15 protein-coding genes are annotated in these 16,824 nt (G+C 55.3%); 4 read left to right on the top strand and 11 right to left on the bottom strand.

All coding sequences use genetic code 11. From position 1 onward, the window contains the following. Positions 1-55 precede the first annotated feature (55 nt). Both AC2FPW_RS19450 and AC2FPW_RS19455 read right to left on the bottom strand, forming a co-directional pair. Positions 56-940 carry a CPBP family intramembrane glutamic endopeptidase gene (locus AC2FPW_RS19450; RefSeq protein WP_496815020.1) on the bottom strand — a complete coding sequence of 295 codons (885 nt, stop codon included), beginning with the start codon at positions 938-940 and terminating at the stop codon, positions 56-58. Beyond that, positions 933-4,040: an ABC transporter transmembrane domain-containing protein gene (locus AC2FPW_RS19455; RefSeq protein ID WP_496815021.1), complete on the bottom strand. Its 3,108-nt coding sequence runs from the start codon at positions 4,038-4,040 to the stop codon at positions 933-935. Before AC2FPW_RS19455 ends, AC2FPW_RS19450 begins: the two co-directional genes overlap by 8 nt. Positions 4,041-4,290: 250 nt before the next feature. Between AC2FPW_RS19455 and AC2FPW_RS19460 the strand changes: the two genes are divergently transcribed. Both AC2FPW_RS19460 and AC2FPW_RS19465 read left to right on the top strand, forming a co-directional pair. Beyond that, on the top strand, positions 4,291-5,052 hold the full coding sequence (locus AC2FPW_RS19460) for a DUF6478 family protein (RefSeq protein WP_496815022.1): 762 nt from the start codon (positions 4,291-4,293) through the stop codon (positions 5,050-5,052). 11 nt (positions 5,053-5,063) lie between these two features. Further along, the gene (locus AC2FPW_RS19465) at positions 5,064-5,423 is read left to right on the top strand and encodes a hypothetical protein (RefSeq protein WP_496815023.1); all 360 of its coding nucleotides are present in this window, start codon (positions 5,064-5,066) and stop codon (positions 5,421-5,423) included. Between the two features lie 133 nt (positions 5,424-5,556). Here the strand turns inward: AC2FPW_RS19465 and AC2FPW_RS19470 are convergent, their stop codons facing one another. From AC2FPW_RS19470 to AC2FPW_RS19500, 7 genes are all read right to left on the bottom strand, one after another. Next, on the bottom strand, positions 5,557-6,897 hold the full coding sequence (locus AC2FPW_RS19470; RefSeq protein ID WP_209507125.1) for a S41 family peptidase: 1,341 nt from the start codon (positions 6,895-6,897) through the stop codon (positions 5,557-5,559). A gap of 6 nt (positions 6,898-6,903) precedes the next feature. Continuing rightward, positions 6,904-8,034 (bottom strand): murein hydrolase activator EnvC family protein, encoded by a 1,131-nt coding sequence (locus AC2FPW_RS19475; RefSeq protein ID WP_496815024.1) that lies wholly within the window; start codon positions 8,032-8,034, stop codon positions 6,904-6,906. Then, a complete protein-coding gene (gene gpmI / locus AC2FPW_RS19480) occupies positions 8,031-9,548 on the bottom strand; it encodes a 2,3-bisphosphoglycerate-independent phosphoglycerate mutase (protein ID WP_496815025.1) in 1,518 nt (505 codons plus the stop codon). Before gpmI ends, AC2FPW_RS19475 begins: the two co-directional genes overlap by 4 nt. Before the next feature lie 103 nt (positions 9,549-9,651). After that, positions 9,652-11,322 carry a sulfatase-like hydrolase/transferase gene (locus tag AC2FPW_RS19485; protein WP_496815026.1) on the bottom strand — a complete coding sequence of 557 codons (1,671 nt, stop codon included), beginning with the start codon at positions 11,320-11,322 and terminating at the stop codon, positions 9,652-9,654. 73 nt (positions 11,323-11,395) lie between these two features. Then, the gene (gene nqrM, locus AC2FPW_RS19490; RefSeq protein WP_267366293.1) at positions 11,396-11,632 is read right to left on the bottom strand and encodes a (Na+)-NQR maturation NqrM; all 237 of its coding nucleotides are present in this window, start codon (positions 11,630-11,632) and stop codon (positions 11,396-11,398) included. 14 nt (positions 11,633-11,646) lie between these two features. Beyond that, positions 11,647-12,672 carry an FAD:protein FMN transferase gene (locus AC2FPW_RS19495; RefSeq protein ID WP_496815027.1) on the bottom strand — a complete coding sequence of 342 codons (1,026 nt, stop codon included), beginning with the start codon at positions 12,670-12,672 and terminating at the stop codon, positions 11,647-11,649. Between the two features lie 66 nt (positions 12,673-12,738). Next, entirely contained in the window at positions 12,739-12,966 is a 228-nt protein-coding gene (locus AC2FPW_RS19500) for a hypothetical protein (protein WP_267366289.1), read from the bottom strand. Positions 12,967-13,046: 80 nt separating this feature from the next. Between AC2FPW_RS19500 and AC2FPW_RS19505 the strand changes: the two genes are divergently transcribed. After that, entirely contained in the window at positions 13,047-13,571 is a 525-nt protein-coding gene (locus tag AC2FPW_RS19505; RefSeq protein WP_267366287.1) for a CBS domain-containing protein, read from the top strand. A 2-nt stretch (positions 13,572-13,573) separates the two neighbouring features. Here AC2FPW_RS19505 and AC2FPW_RS19510 read toward each other — a convergent pair whose 3' ends face one another. Beyond that, positions 13,574-14,338 carry a metallophosphoesterase family protein gene (locus tag AC2FPW_RS19510; RefSeq protein ID WP_496815028.1) on the bottom strand — a complete coding sequence of 255 codons (765 nt, stop codon included), beginning with the start codon at positions 14,336-14,338 and terminating at the stop codon, positions 13,574-13,576. 184 nt (positions 14,339-14,522) lie between these two features. Between AC2FPW_RS19510 and AC2FPW_RS19515 the strand changes: the two genes are divergently transcribed. Continuing rightward, the gene (locus tag AC2FPW_RS19515) at positions 14,523-15,536 is read left to right on the top strand and encodes an NAD-dependent epimerase/dehydratase family protein (RefSeq protein WP_496815029.1); all 1,014 of its coding nucleotides are present in this window, start codon (positions 14,523-14,525) and stop codon (positions 15,534-15,536) included. 55 nt (positions 15,537-15,591) lie between these two features. Here AC2FPW_RS19515 and nqrF read toward each other — a convergent pair whose 3' ends face one another. Further along, the gene (gene nqrF / locus AC2FPW_RS19520) at positions 15,592-16,815 is read right to left on the bottom strand and encodes an NADH:ubiquinone reductase (Na(+)-transporting) subunit F (RefSeq protein WP_209507135.1); all 1,224 of its coding nucleotides are present in this window, start codon (positions 16,813-16,815) and stop codon (positions 15,592-15,594) included. Positions 16,816-16,824: the final 9 nt, after the last annotated feature.

Below are 16,824 nucleotides of genomic sequence, written 5' to 3' on the forward strand. Positions count from 1 at the left end.
AACCTTGGCTTGTGCGGTGTTGACGTCAAATAAGACGCCACGGGAAGAAATGCAATCAACGCCTGATCGCAAGCCGCGCCGCCAGCCAGCATACGAACATCACCGCCAAATCCACCAACAGCCAGGGACGAAGCTGTTCGGCGTCAGATGCATCGAACGGAAGCGAGAAAAGCGCCAGCCCGCTCAGATTACCCGGCAGGGAAACGAACAATAGCGCGATGATGTTATTGAAGAAATGTAAGGCGATAGCTGGCCCCAATGTCCCTGATCGCGCTGTGAGATCGGATGCAAGCATCCCAAACATTAATGCCCACAGCACAAACAGAATTGCATTTTCTCCTGCCAGTTCCGTTGTGTAATGGCCAGCGGCAAACAAAACAGACGGTATCCCCATCCAAATGACGGGCGACTGAAACCTGGCGGCAAGGGCTTGCTGAATGTACCCTCGAAACAGAACTTCTTCGGCGCTGGTCTGAATCAGGACAACCAATACCGAGACCGGAAGCAACAAGAGCCATGTTAAAAATGGCAGATTCTTTGACAGAGATCCCCCCAAACCGTAGGGCGGTAGCAAGACACCGACAGCGCCCAAGACAAGCAGGGCTTTCAGCACTTTCAGAAATTGGGTCGCAACCAGACCCCGCTGGCCGAAAATTGATCCCAAGGATCGGTGCTGCAGCTGACGCGCGGCCACTGCCACGCCAAGAATGATGAACCCGAAACTGGCCAGCAACAAAAGCAGCGCCAAAGGTGTGCTGCCTTGCAAAAGTTCCTGAGCCCACTTCGCTGAGCCCAACCCCGCGACCACGGTGAAAAACACCAGGTTCAAAACGCTGACCAAAACGGCGATCAATGCCAGCCCCAGCAATAGACGCCAGAGTTCGGGTTTGGCGCGGGCTGTTTCGATCAAACGCGCATGAGCTGAATACGCACTAGGCATCCTTACCAATACCTTCCTGCGCCGTTTCATCTGTCACGGGCGGAAACATGTCTTCGGCGTTCTGGGCCACGCTGATTCTGTTCGAGAGCGTCGTCAGATACCCTGCAACCGTCTGTAGCAACTGCATAGCGACCGAAGAATCGCTTTCAACAACGGCACGCAGCTCTTCCGCGCCGATACGCAAAAAGCTGCTATCTTCCGTCGCGACCAGATCCAGCTGCCTTGGTTCCCCTGTAATGATGGACAGGTCTCCGATAAGCCGACCGGGTTCTATGATCGAGATTGTACGTTTCGTTCCATCCTCATTGGACCAATCCAGTTTGGCCTGTCCTGAAATACACAAATAGGCCGCATCCGGTGCCTGACCGCGGGAAAAAATGACTTGCCCGGCGCTGGCTTCGTACCATTGCGCCGAAAACGCCAGCAGCCTCTGGTTTCTGCCATCCAGGCCTGAAAACAGCTGCGTTGCTGACAGGATCTCGAGTTTCCGGCTCAGATCGTCCGACGTGCTGTCCTCATGCGCTGGTCTGCTTCGCGAGACGCCGTCGATCCGTCCATCCTTGATTTCCACAAACAAGTCATAGGCTTCGGGATGTGCAAAATGATCCTCCATGAATATCATGATGGAATCGGGCAGCAGTTCCCGTAGTTTCAGACGCGTGCGCAACCGGCTTTCCGAGTCGTGGCTGGCTAGTGCCTTGTCCAGGATCAGGATGTCGGGGCGTTTGATGCCTGCGCGCGAAAAAGCGGCACGCTCCTGAAACACGGTTGGAAGGTTGTTGCCGCCCAGCCCGGACGGAAGGTCATAAATAATGGCCGCTGCCCGACGGCGCAGACCGGCTTCGTTCATGGCCTCTGCAACGATGTCTTCGATATCTTCGGCATGGGCACCCGCCATCAACGATATCCGGCCATAGATCGCGTTCTCCATCACGGTCAAGCGCGGCACATAGATGTCAGGCGCCACAGACATGAACAAACCGTCCATGGCACCACGCAACCGTTCAGCCTGGGTCTTGCGGATAGCAAGTATTTTTTCCTTGTATTCCTCTGGGAAATCAGGACCGATCTGTTCTGCGGTCAGAAGGAAAGGCACTGTCAATAGCAAGGCGCGCTCCTGATCGCTCAGCGCGGCATTCCCTTTGGCTTTGCGCCGGTCCTGGATGTCGAGCAGCCGATGATACATGTCCTTTGACATGCCAAGCCGCAGAAACAGAGGATGGTCAGCCCCGTCCCGCCCAAATGTCTTGCCAAGAGTATCCATGACAGCATTCGATATGCTGATCGCGTCATCTGCCAGATCATGGGTGCTGAGCAATTGCACGAACCGCGCGTCTCCGGCCAGAATGTCTGGAGATATGTCTCGCGACGGTGCCGCGAACAACAGGTTGCCCCCAAGCGGGACAGCCGGGTTAAACTGGTTGGGATCGAACCGATAAACATACCGATCCAGTCCTTTTGCCTTCAGCCGTTCTGCGATGGTTTCTCTCAGCCTGACTATTTCCTGTGCCAGTACAGGGTGTATTTCTGGATCAAACTGGGAGCGCAGAGTGCGCCGGAACATGAACTCGTCAATCCCCATGGCTTCCACCAGCTGGAACCACCAGTCACGTATCCCATCGATATCGTCCAGACCGGCAAGCCCCGGATCAATCCACTCATCTTCCAGCGAGTCCGGTGGGTTACCCGCCCGAACAGACTCGATCTGACGACGGGACGGGGTTCTTATGGCATCTGCCTCGTGTTGCGGGTGGGTGCGCAACGGCATCATGAGGTTATCGCCCAAAGTCCCGTCAAACAGATAGGGGCGTGAATAGGCATACCCGATCCGGGCCGCGATAACTGATTGGTGCAATTCGTCCAGCTTGTGGCCAGCTATGACCACATCCCCCTGAACAGGCAGAACCTCGCGGGTCAGCAACTGGCCCAACGCACTACGTTCCGACGCATGGGTTGATTGAATCGCCACACGCGCGCCCCGCGGGATGGTCAGATCAATGTCTTCCAGAATGGTTTTGCCGTCGCCATCGCGAACGGTCACATTGCGCAATTCGATATCACCGGTCAGATGTGGGATGGTTTCCGGCTCGCCGATGAACAGCTCTTCGGGGATCATGTTGTCCGGGGCAAATCTTTCGGTGACCACCTCCCACCGCAGGGACATGTCCTGTACCTGGTTGTAGTAGGTCAGAAGGTCTTTCCAGGGCCCGCTTAGGTCTTTGTACGCGCCCAACGCGGCAACCAGTGCACCTACTGTCACCTCGCCCGTGATCGCCAGGTATCCGCCCACCGAATAAAACAGAAATGGCGTCATCTGAGTGATCAAATTGTTCAGGAACTTCATAAAGAATTTCTTGTTGTAGATCTTGAACCGGATCTCGAACAAGGTCCCCAACCTGTGACTGAACTGCGCCAGACGATACCGCCAACCGCCATTCGTGCGCAGGTCACTGATGCCCGCCGCGCTTTCCCCGATTTCCGAGCTCAGACGCCGAACCTCCTGAATACGATCCTTGTTCAGCAAGTTGATCTGACGTTGTAGCTTGGGAATTAACCAGGCCTGAAGCGGGATCAGCGCGATGCTTGCCAGACCGAACCAGATGCTTTGCATGAACAGAAAGGTGACGATTGTCATCATCTGACCAAACTGAAACACCGGTTGCGCGATCGCATCCCCCATAAGGCCGCCCATCGGCTCGGCCTCGGATGTGATCATCGAGACCAGCTCTCCTTGGCTGGTGGTCGCGAAATAGGACTTTGGGAACCGCATTGTGCGTTGAATCAGGGTATAGCGCAGACGGCGCAGCATGCGTTCGGACAAGATGCCTTTCATCGTATTGATGCGCATCTTCATCAACCCGCTGGCAATTACAGTAGCCAGAAATGCAAAGCATAATATCATCAGGTACTGAACCTGAGACACTGTAATGCCCCAGATTGTCACCGTATCGCCTGGCGCACCGATGGCATCGTTGATGATTTGCTTAGGCAGCTCCAGCGACGCATACAGAAACGGGAAAGACAGGACCGTTAACAGCAGCAGGACAAGTTGCTGTTTTTTTGAATGCTTCCAAATAAAGGAAAATAATGTGGGCTCCATAGCCTGGCCTTATCGATAGCTGAACTGATGTTTGGCTGTTCAGGGGTAACCCATTTTTAGGAAACAGACGGTAAGCATTGACCCGACGTATTGCAAGAATTGACGGGGTCAGGCTCCTAATCCGGCACCTATCTTTTTTACGCTTAGCCACCAACCGGAAAACGTAGCGCTTAAGTAGTGTTTTTGTGATTGCGGGTTTATTCCTACTCATTTCTTTGACTAAAGAAGGACATTATCGGACGAAGAGACCATGCGCAGGATTCTGGATCGCTATATTCATCGCCGGACGCTCGGCCGCTGGCGCCGGGCCGTGCGGCAGGCGCCAGATTCGGCGCAGGCCGAGTTGCGGGTGAAACGCGATCAGGCGCGCAGTCTGCGTGGACAACTGGATCGCCTGATCCAACTGGCAGATGCGCGCTTGCTCCGCCCGAAAATAGGATCAACTCAGTTTCACCGGCCTGTCGGCACCGACTGGAGCTGGCGACCAAGCCTGTGGCGCGCGCCGTTGTTGCAATCCGGCATGGCCTCTGTTCCCCGTAAAACGGTAATGGACGATCAGGTCAGCTTATTTCACGACTGCCCGTTGACCGAAATCGCTGTGCGGCAAATCCGCAACCGGGGGGCAAGTGATCTGGCCCCGTTCAGTCTGGAGGTCGAGGTCTTTGGCTTCGAGGGGTCGTTCCTGTCGGTATCAATCGATTTGCCGCGTGAGGTCGCCCGCGACCTGACACGCGAGCATCTGATCCGGTTGGAAACCCTGATTGACTGCGAGAAACCGTCTGGCGTGTTTGCGCGTCTCAATGTTCAGCACGGGCCCAACATGGAGCAGGTTTTGCGGCAGCTAGACCCTTCTGAAACCGTAAACGCAGTTGATTTCGACCTGGCTCACCTGCCTCTGAATGAACGTCGGATCGAAAAGATCTGGCTGGATCTTATTTTTGAGAAACCGCAGATGAACCGTATGAGTGTGCGAGACCTTACGTTTTGCCGCTTCCATCGCGCGGACTTGTGAGACGATCAAAGATGACACAACCATCCCTGACTTTCATTCGGTTCGAAAACGGTATTTGGCACGGCCATGTTGAGGCCGAACGGCAACCAGAGTTGGAGGTTCGATATCTGGGCAAAGCTCTGGAGAGTGTTGAGCTTTCACCTACAGACAACGGATGGAATCTGTATGTGCAGGTACCCGTCACAGCCCTGTCCGAAGGCGTGCACAGCTTCGTCATAGTCGACGCAGGCAGTGTCGATAAAATTGGGAGTTTCTCCATAATAGCAGGAGAGCCCGCCGCCGATGATCTCAGGGCTGAATTGGACCTTTTGCGCGCGGAGCTGGATATGCTGAAACGCGCGTTCCGACGGGTAAGCCGCGGAGACGGCTGAAACGCTTGCGAAATCGGATCATCCATTCGGTTATGCGCACTCTGCGCGACGCCTTCGGATTGCGCTGCTGGATGATGAAATGAAATCTCGCGAGAAAGAAAAGGGCCGCGTTGTACGCGACCCATTGGTTTGGTTATTGGGACGGCCCGTGCGGGGTGAACGCTGACAAGCCTTTGAGGATGTCTATGGCATATGCCAGTTGATAATCCTCTTTCCTCAACTCAGCGGTTGCTTCGGCCCTTGCACGATCTTCCTCGATCTGGCGGATTTCATCCTCGCTCAGGCTGTCATTGTTCAGACTGCCGCGCAGGTCAGCTTCGGACCGGGTACGCCCGTTGCTCTCTTCCTCTTCTTCTGCAGGTGCAGGGCGAGGCTGTTCAACAATGATGTCCGGGCTGACGCCAAGGGCCTGGATTGATCGTCCTGATGGCGTGTAATAGCGCGATGTGGTCAGGCGCATAGCGCCGTCGCCGCGCAGCGGCATGACCGTCTGCACGGATCCTTTGCCAAAGCTCTTGGTGCCCACAACGATAGCGCGGCGATGATCCTGCAATGCACCGGCCACAATCTCGGATGCCGAGGCCGAGCCGCCATTGATCAGCACCACAATTGGCTTGCCTTCAGCCAGATCCCCGGGGGTGGCGTTGAACCGCTCACCCTCATTCGGGTCGCGGCCGCGCGTGGAAACAATTTCGCCTTCGTTCAGGAACGCGTCCGAGACTTTGATCGCCTGAGTCAACAGGCCGCCTGGGTTGTTGCGCAGGTCCAGAACAAAACCGTTCACCTTGTCGATGCCACCCGCTTCGGCAATCTGTTCCTGCAATCCTTCCTGCAGGTTCGGGAAGGTCTGGTCGTTGAACGTGGTTACACGCAGCACGACACTGGTGCCTTCGGTCCGTGCGCGCACAGCGGTCAACTTGATTGTATCACGGATAATTGTGACATCGAAGGGATCAGGCTCACCCTCGCGTACGACGGTGATGATAATTTCGGATCCGACCGGGCCGCGCATCAGGTCAACCGCTTTGTCCAGTGTCAGGCCCAGAATACTTTCGCCGTCCACATGGGTGATGAAATCCCCGGCTTCGATTCCGGCTGCGTCGGCGGGGGTATCGTCAATAGGTGAGACGACTTTGACAAAGCCTTCTTCCTGCGTGACTTCGATACCCAACCCACCAAACTCACCCCGGGTCTGCACGCGCATCTGTTCGGCGTCGTCAGGAGAAAGATAACTCGAATGCGGATCAAGAGATGTCAACATACCGTCAATGGCCGCCTCGATCAGTTCTTCCGGCTCAACCTCCTCGACATACTGGGCGCGGATACGTTCGAAAATGTCGCCGAACAAATCCAGCTGTTCATAGACGCTTGCCTTGTTCTCGGCCTCCTGCGCCAGCAGGGGTCCTGCAATCTGAGTTGTTGCAAGAATACCTGCCACAGTTCCAGCCAGACCGGCCACCACAAATTTCTTCATACGCGTTTATCCATCCTTGTCGGTCCGAAACCACGATTCCGGGTCCACGGGGCGATTGTCTTCTCTTACCTCTATATAGAGCGTTTCTGAGCGGTCAGTTCCAGTGCCATCACTGCTTGTTGACAAAATTGCGCCTATTTCCGGCATTTCACCGGGCATCAGACCAACTGGTGTGCCCTCTGGGATCACCTGACCGGTCTGGCCATAGACCTCCTGCAAACCGGAAAACACGAACAAAAGACCCGATTGAGGTTCAAGTATTATCAGGTTCCCGAGGTCCAGCAGCGGCCCGCGATAGCGAATTGTCGCAGCGGTTGGCGATGTGACCAAGGCGCGCGGGCGTGTCCCCACGATCAGGCCGGGGCGCGTGACACCAGCGGCGTCCGTTTCACCGGCCTTGTGCAGCAAGATGCCCTGTACCGGCATTGATATCCGGCCTTTCCTGTCCAAGACGCTGGCATTGCTGTCGAGGATCTCTCCTTCCGAGATCTCGGACAGACCACTTGCAAAACCATCCAGTGTTTCGGTCGATGAGATCAGAATGGCCGTACGCACCGGGTCTTCCACGAAACGGCGGGGCAAATCCGTGCGGTCAGCGATTGCCTCGCTCAGGCGGGTGCGGGCCGCCTGAACGCCCGTCAGACCCTCTGTCAAAGTTTCCGAGGCCTTTTGCTGCAAGACACGCAATGTCTGCACTTCATTCAGGTCCTGCGCCAGTTCCTGCGCGCTGGCGTTCAGGCCGGGGGTGACCTCGGACAGCATAATACCCGCGCGGGCAGCCCCCAGCGAGCCGGAGGGATGTAACATCAAAACGGGTGGTTCGGTCGTTTCAATGGTTTGCAGAACACCAAGCAATCGCCGGATTTCCTTTTCGCGCGTCCGCAACTCGGCACTCAGTTGCGCCTCGCGGGTAGCCGCTTGGCGCAGTCCCACCCGCATCGCACCCAACCCGGCCTCATAGGCATGGATCGTCTCCGTAAGAGCATTGACCCGGTCCCGGGCACTTTCGGCTTCGGATAACGCGATGGACGCCTGTTCGAGCATCTGCGCTGCATCCAAAGCAGCCTTGGAAGCGTCTGGCTGGGCCAGCGCCGGCAAGGCCAAAAACAGACACACTGCCAGAGCAGCCGGTTTCATGACAGCAGGCTTTCCCCGGTCATTTCCGGGGGTTTAGGCAAACCCATCAGTTCAAGCAGGGTCGGGGCGAGATCGGACAAACGTCCTTGGCGCAATTTCGCACCTTCTGGCCCGCCAACCAGCGCTACGGGAACAGGATTGAGCGTATGGGCCGTATGCGGGCCGCCGGTCACAGGATCGACCATGACTTCGCAATTACCATGATCGGCCGTGATAATCATCGCCCCCTTGACCTTTTCAAGAGCCGCAATGACTTGCGCCAACCCCTGATCGACAGCTTCACATGCTTTGATTGCGGCATTCAGATCACCTGTATGACCAACCATATCGGGGTTGGCATAATTTGTAACAATCAGGTCATACCCGCCTTCGATGGCTTCGATAAACTTCGCCGTAACCTCTGCGGATGACATTTCGGGCTGTAGATCGTAGGTCGCCACTTTCGGCGAGCTCGGCATAAAGCGGTCCTCACCTAGTTCGGGCGTCTCCTTACCGCCATTCAAAAAGAACGTAACATGCGGGTACTTCTCGGTTTCCGCCAGTCGGAACTGACGGAGCCCTTGCTTGGCGACCCATTCGCCCAGCGTATTTACAATCGCGCGCTTTGGAAAAACCGTGGTCATGTAAGCATTATGCCCGTCAGAGTACTCGACCATGCCCAGCAGTGCTGAAAGCTTCGGGCGCGGTCCTGTCGCGAACTCGGAAAATCCGGGCTCTCCGAGGGCGCGCAGGATTTCACGTGCGCGGTCAGCGCGGAAGTTCAGGCAAAAGAAACCGTCGCCATCGTGAATACCGTCATATCCCGTCAATACGGTTGGTGTGACAAACTCGTCAGATTCGGACTGGTTATAGGCGTGATCAACCGCGCCATGGGCGCTGCTGGCTGTTCGGCCCTGCCCGTTGACCATTGCACCATATGCTTCACTGACACGCTCCCAGCGATTGTCGCGATCCATGGCAAAGTACCGCCCGCTCACGGTGACGATGCGTACGTTTTCGGGCAGGCGTTCTTCCAGCTCAGCGATGTAAGTCAGAGCTGACCTTGGCGCGACATCACGCCCGTCCGTCACTGCGTGCAGTGCAACCGGGACACCGGCATCCGTTATGGCAGTGGCTGCGGCAAGGATATGGTTCAGATGACCATGCACGCCTCCATCCGAGATCAACCCCATCAGATGCGCAGTACCGCCAACGGACTTAACACTGGCGATGAAAGCTTGCAGAGCTTCGTTTTCAAAGAATGTCCCGTCTTCAATGGAAAGGTCGATCTGGCCCAGATCCATGGCGACCACACGCCCTGCACCGATATTGGTGTGCCCGACCTCTGAGTTGCCCATCTGCCCGCTAGGCAGACCCACATCGGGGCCGTGGGTGATCAGGGTTGAATGCGGGCACTCAGACATGATCGCGTCAAACGTCGGCGTGTTTGCCAGATAGGGTGCGTTGGCTTTTGTGTCCTCGGACAGGCCCCAACCATCAAGAATGCACAGGACTACAGGTTTGGGGGTGGCCATTGATGTACTCCATTTGCTGCTCTTGGGTCACCTTCTATCCTTTGGACTTCGACGGGTGAACCGCCTTTTGCAATGATGTACAATTATAACCAACACAGAGGTGTTAGTCCTTCAGATAGCTTTGGAAAGGGCGCGCCTTGCGATTGCGGTATTTGACTGTCAGATCCAGTGGTGCATCGTTTTCATCATAAACGCCCAGAACAACACCCCTGCCCCGGCTTTTGGTGCGCATTTCAATCAATTGCTGCTCGGACCGGGTCGTGCGCTGTGACGCCCGCCGCGTCCAGGCGAACAGGTGCTCGTACATTTCGGCGATTACACCGGCATGTTCGGCGCTGTCACCCAGATCGTTCAACTCATCAGGGTCATTCTCCAAATTGAACAGGATTGGCCGGTACCCACCTTCACAATGGATCAGTTTCCATTTCTTGCTTGCGACCATGAACATCACCGCATCGCGGACCGACATGTCCAAAACATTTGCGATTGGCGAAGCCGAGTAGTCATATTCGCAGATCACCACATCGCGTTGCAACGTGTCCACCTCCCCATAAAGGATGGGCAGCAGGGAGTGACCTTCCAGAATATGCGTCGCCACTTCCCCACCAGCCGCATCGACAAAGGTCGGTGCAAGGTCGATGGATTCTACAAGCGCATCGCTGACTGTGCCACGTGTCGCGTCCGCCTCGGGCGACGGGTCATAAATGATCAACGGCACTCTGGTTGAGGCGTCGTGGAAAAAGGTCTTTTCCCCCATCCAGTGATCGCCCAGAAAATCACCGTGGTCTGATGTCAACACGATCATCGTATTTTCCATCCGCCCGGTTCTCTCCATCCAGTCCAACAGGCGGCCCATCTGATCATCGGCTTGCTTGATCAGCCCCATATAGGCCGGGATAACCGCCTCACGCACATCCTGCCGCGAAAAGGTCTGGCCGATCTTTGTGTCCATGAAGGCTTTGAGCACGGGATGCGCATTCTGACGTTCCGCCTCGGATCGCACCACAGGCAACACATGTTCCGGCCCATACATCGAGGCGTATGGGTTCGGTACGATGTACGGCCAATGCGGCTTGATAAAGCTCAGATGACAGCACCACGGGCCATCACGCGTTTCCATGAACTCGATCCCGCGCCCGGTCAGATAGGGCGTTTCGCTGTCTTCCTCGGCAATATTCGCGGCTTCGGGTGAATTCTTCAGAAACCAGCCAGACAGAACGTTCCCATCCGCATCCAGTCCGGAATTGGCAAAGTCATGCCAGGGATTGTCACTCTCATACCCCTTTGCTTTCAGGAACTTGTTGTATTCCTTTGCCCCGTCCGGGTCATAATACCCATCCGGACCTTCGGGCAGCATACCGTCATCCCGTTCATATACGTCAAACCCACATTCGGCGACGCGCGCACCTATCAAGCTGTCAGGTTCCAGACCAAGCCGCGCCATCCCTTCGGCGTCTGCACGCATATGGGTTTTGCCGACCAGCCAGCAATCCATCCCCGCCTTACGCAGGTGATCACCCATCGTTATCTCGCCGACTTTCAACGGAATTCCGTTCCACGACGCGCCGTGAGAATGCACATAGCGCCCTGTGTAGGTGGACATGCGAGAGCTGCCGCAGATCGGTGATTGGATATAGGCGCGGTTGAAGCGCACGCCTTTGGCAGCCAGACGATCGATATTTGGAGTATGCAGATGTGGATGGCCGTAGCAGCTCAGATAATCCCAGCGCAGCTGGTCGAACATGATGAACAGGATGTTTTTTGCCTTGGCCAAGTTGACGCCCTTCCCCAAAAGTCACGAGGGCCTAGTTAGCCCCTTCTGTCCGCACAACGAAGCAAAACCTGCGTCAGGCCTGACGGTCCATTTGTTCCAGCATCTTCTTGGCGCGTTTACATTGCAGCTTGTCGCGCAGTGGGCTGTCGGGGTCGATGTCTTTTTGGCAGACAACGCATTTGTCAGCGCCCGAGATCGCGTTTAGACCACCGCAGCTGCCTTTGATGGTCTTTCCCATCAGCATGACACCCAATGACATGCCCACCATGACGAGAGCGAGAAGAATGAAGGCCAGAATAAAGGTACTCATCTCAGCTCCAACAGTCAGTTCAATCCCAGCGCGTCTTTGAACGCCGCACTATGGGCAGTGATATAGGCATCTTCGCCGCCTGTCACATCCCGCGAGATGAAATACACGGCAAGTTTATGCTCCTCCGCCAAAGCAAGACCCTTTTCCTGACCCAAAGCCAGCATGGCTGTTGCCCAGGCATCGGCCATCATCGCGTTTTCGGCCAGCACGGTAACCGAGGTGGTGCGATGCGTGATCGGGTGGCCTGTTGTCGGATCGATGATATGCGAATAGCGCACTCCATCCTGTTCAAAGAAATTCCTGTAATCGCCCGAGCTGGCCATGCCCCGATCATCCAGTGAAACAACCAGTTGGATGGTTTGCGAACCCGTTTCAGGTTTCTCGATACCAATGAGCCACGCTTCGCCCTCGTCATTCTTACCTTTGGCCACAAGATCGCCGCCAATTTCGACCAGATAGTTTTCGATGCCAGCAGCCTGCAAGGTTTCCGCAACAGCGTCAATTCCATAGCCTTTTGCAATCGCGGACAGGTTAATGCCCACACTGGCGTTTGACTTGGCAAGCGTAGCAGCATGTGTATCGAGCTTCAGCAAGCGGCCCTGACCTACACCGTTCAGCGCTGCGTTGATATCGGCATCAGATGGCACCGGGTCCTCGGGTTTGCGTGGGCCAAAACCCCAAAGTTCGATCAAAGGGCCGAGGGTTACGTCGAAAATGCCACCGGATTTCGCGTGCACTTCGTTCGCCGCCGAAAGAACCAGCGCAAATTCGTCGGAAACAGGCATTGGATCTGTGCTGGACGACGCGGAAAAAACGGAAACCTCGGAGTTCGGATCCCAATTGGACATCTTGGCATTCACAGCTGCCAACTTATCACTGACGGCCGCAGCCAGTGCGTCTTCGTCAAGGTCTTCGCCAATTGCGGTGATATTGTAGGTCGTGCCCATTGTCTCACCGGACAGACGGACCACTTCGGGTTCCTTGTCAAAAAGACAGCCTGAAAGAAGGGTGAAAAAGACCAGTATGGGCAAAAGACGCATTGGGCGTTCTCCGGGACATTCTGTGCCCGGCATATGACAGCGGTCCCCGCCAGAGTCAAATTGGCATTAAAGTTTCAGCGGAAGGAAACCCAACAGCAAAAGACCAGTTCCGGCCGGAATACCAAACAACCACGCGCGTTTGCGCCACCCGGGCTGCTGTTGCTTCCACGCCATGCGAAAGTTGTGACCGCACACGACAGCCGCAAAGAAGATCAGCGCGGCAACGGGGGGCGTAAGATAGAGTTCATTCAAAGGCTTAAGCTCCCTTTCCTGACCTGCGTTTGGCCAACTCATGCAATTGTACCCTATACAGGTCGTTTAGCTGCGCTAAGGTGAAAGGGAAAGACTTTGCAAGAACCAAAAGGAGATTGCCCATGGCTCCAACCTCTTACCAGTCGCCGTCGCGCGGTGACAAGGCTGACAAGACAACCTACAGCCAATCAGCGGAATCAAACCTGTCGCATTCGCAGACGACCGTGGCCAAGTTGCTTGAGGGTAAAGGGGATGCGGTGTTTTCGGTGCGGCCTAATGATACCATCCATTCGGTGGTGAACACGCTCAAGGAAAAGCGGATTGGCGCTGTTCTGGTGACAGATCAGAACGGGGCATTGCAAGGGATCTTGTCGGAACGCGACATCGTGCGTCGCATGGCCGATACGCCCGGACAGACCCTGCCACAGTCGGTCGAAGACCTGATGACCGGGGATGTAAAGGCCTGTACGCCCGAGGATACGCTGAATGACGTGCTGAAAACCATGACCGAAGGGCGTTTCCGCCATATGCCGGTTCTGCGTGATGGCAATTTGTGCGGTGTCATCACTATCGGTGACGTGGTGCATTTCCGTCTGAGGGAATTGGAGTATGAAGCGCTTCGCATGAAGCAGATGATCGTAGGATAGTTTCAACTGGTTGAAAGAAACCCGACGCTGCCGCTGTCTATTTCAACGGCAGTTAATCTGCCTGAGGCAAAGGCACCTGTATCGATCGACACAACCCGGTTTTTTACCCGGGGGTGGCTTACAATTGTATGACCGTGTACAACCCATTGCGCGTCGCTGCGTGCAAGCCGTGGAAACATCGGATGACCCCATAGACAGATCTGGCGATCCTGGGATTGAATGGATAGCCGCGGATCAAGTGCCGCGTGGACAAAGGTGACGTTGCCGCTGGTCCAGGTCAGCGGCAGATTTGCAAGCCAGTCCAGCAAGCTGTCGCCCATCTTGTGCCGCAGACGCTCTGCCAGTTCAGGCAGATGCTTGCCACTGTCCAACTCATCGGGACATTCGAGACCGAAAGATGCCAAAGTTTCCGCTCCGCCGTTATGAAACCAAAGCCTGGCGTATCGTTCCGGGTCGTTTACAAATTGCAGCAGCATCTCTTCGTGATTGCCAAGCAGGCATTGCACCCGCCCGTCTGACGCCTCACTCAGGTGATGCAAATGCCGCAGTACCTGCGCGCTGTATGCCCCCCGATCGATGTAATCGCCCAGAAAGACCAGTGGGCTTTGATCGTCGAGTCGTGGCAAAACCGCCTGAAGCAAATCAAGACAGCCGTGAATATCACCGACAGCTGTCACCTTTTCCGCGGGTGCCACGTCGCATGGCATCGCATTGGTGCTTTCCTTCGCCGCGGATTGGAACCGCCGTCTGATCCAGTCTTTTATCATGGCATTTGATCCCTACCTGCCCTGCGTAGTGGTCGCAATCAACAACTGTTTGAGTAGGCAAAGTGTTGACCACGAGCCTTAGATTGTCCGATATGGCCCGCAGGATGTTCGCAAGCAGTTGATCTGATGATAGGATCAACGCCTTTCGATCAGCGATGAATTTGCAGTGAGTTCTGAGGGTTTCATGAAACGAGTATTGATTACAGGTTCTGCCGGGTTCATCGGGTTCCACCTGGCCAAGTTGCTTTTGGCAGAAGGGTTTCAGGTACAAGGCTATGACGGGATGACCGACTATTATGATGTGACCCTGAAACAACGTCGACATCTGATACTGCTTCAAACCCCGGGATTTACGGCAACTGAAGACCGTTTGGAAAACTTTGACCGTCTTGTGCAGGTCGCTGAGGAGTTTCAGCCCGATGTCATCGTCCATCTGGCCGCGCAGGCAGGCGTGCGGCACAGCCTTGAATATCCTCGCAGCTATATCGAGTCGAACGTTGTGGGCACGTTCAATGTGATGGAAATCGCGCGTCAGCACAAAGTGGAACATCTTTTGATGGCGTCGACCTCATCAATCTACGGTGCAAACGAGGACATGCCGTTCATCGAAACAGAAAAAGCCGACACCCAACTGACGATCTACTCCGCCACCAAAAAGGCAAATGAGGCGATGGGGCATTCCTATGCCCATCTGTGGGATTTGCCGACCACCATGTTTCGATTTTTTACCGTTTACGGCACTTGGGGGCGCCCCGATCTGGCCTATTTCAAATTCGTCGCTGCGATACTGGATGGCAGACCAATCGACATCTACAATCATGGCGACATGTATCGCGACTTCACGCATGTAGAAGACCTTGTGCGTGGGATCAGGTTGCTGATCGATGTTCCGCCGGTCCGCCCAACCAGCCGCGCGGATATCGAAGATGGTGACAGCTTGTCGCCCGTTGCACCGTACCGCATCGTCAACATTGGCAACGGAGACAAGGTGCGTCTGATGGATTTCATAGAAGCCATCGAAGAGGCTGTTGGCCAAAAAGCGGTCAAAAACTTCATGCCAATGCAGATGGGCGATGTTCATGCCACCTGGGCTGACAATCGACTGTTGCAACGGCTGACGCATTATCGCCCGCAGACCGACCTGAAGGACGGTATCGCACAGTTTGTCGCTTGGTATCGGGACTATTACGGAAAATAGGTCGATCTGGCGCCGGAATGAAAAAAACCGGCGCACTCAGCGCCGGTTACTTTAGTTACCCGCCAAAATCGTCGAGCATGATGTCTTCGCGATCCACGCCCAGATCCAGCAGCATGTTGATAACCGACTGGTTCATGATTGGCGGTCCACACATGTAGTATTCGCAATCCTCGGGTGCCGGGTGGTTCTTGAGGTATTCTTCGAACAGAACGTTGTGGATGAAGCCGGTATAGCCTTTCCATTCATCCTCGGGCTGGGCATCCGACAGAGCGACATGCCATTCAAAATTGTCGAACTCTTCCGCCAGTTGGTCGAAATCCTCGACAAAGAACATCTCTTTCTTGGACCGCGCACCGTACCAGAAACTGATCTTGCGGTCGCGGTTCTCAAGGCGTTTGAGCTGGTCAAAGATGTGGCTGCGCATCGGTGCCATACCGGCACCACCACCGATGAAGACCATTTCCTTCTTGGTTTCACGCGCGAAGAACTCGCCAAACGGACCCGAGATTGTGACTTTGTCGCCCGGCTTCAGGTTAAAGATGTAGGATGACATCTGACCCGGAGGAATTCCTTCTGAGCCCGGAGGCGGTGAAGCAACCCGAACATTAAGCATGATCATGCCCTTTTCATCCGGATAGTTGGCCATCGAATAGGCGCGCTCGATAGGTTCGTTCACAACCGACTCGTATTGCCACAGATTGAAGCGATCCCAATCCTCGCGATATTCTTCCTGCACGTCGAAATCGGTGTATTTCAACTGATGAGCAGGCGCTTCGATCTGGATGTAGCCCCCGGCACGGAAGTTCACATCCTCGCCTTCGGGCAGGTCCAGAGTAAGGGCCTTGATAAAGGTCGCAACGTTGTCGTTCGAGCGAACTGTGCATTCCCATTTCTTGACGCCAAAGACCTCTTCTGGAACCTCGATTTCCATGTCCTGTTTCACCGCTACCTGACAGGATAGACGGTCGCCACAGGATGCTTCGCGCTTTGTGATGTGACTTTCTTCGGTCGGCAGGATCGAACCGCCACCAGAATGCACTTTCACGCGGCACTGGGCACAGGTACCACCACCACCGCAAGCTGATGGAACAAACAGTTTTTCGGCCGCCAATGTTTGCAGCAGTTTGCCACCCGCCGGAACCGAAATAGTCTTTTCACCGTTGATGGTGATGTTGACGTTGCCGGTCGACACCAGCTTGGAACGCGCAGCCATAATGATTGCCACCAGCGCCAGAACGATCAGGGTGAATAGGACAACGCCTAGCGAAAAGGTTTCCATTCTCACGCC

The sequence above is a fragment of the Ruegeria sp. SATB027 genome (genome assembly GCF_059613825.1).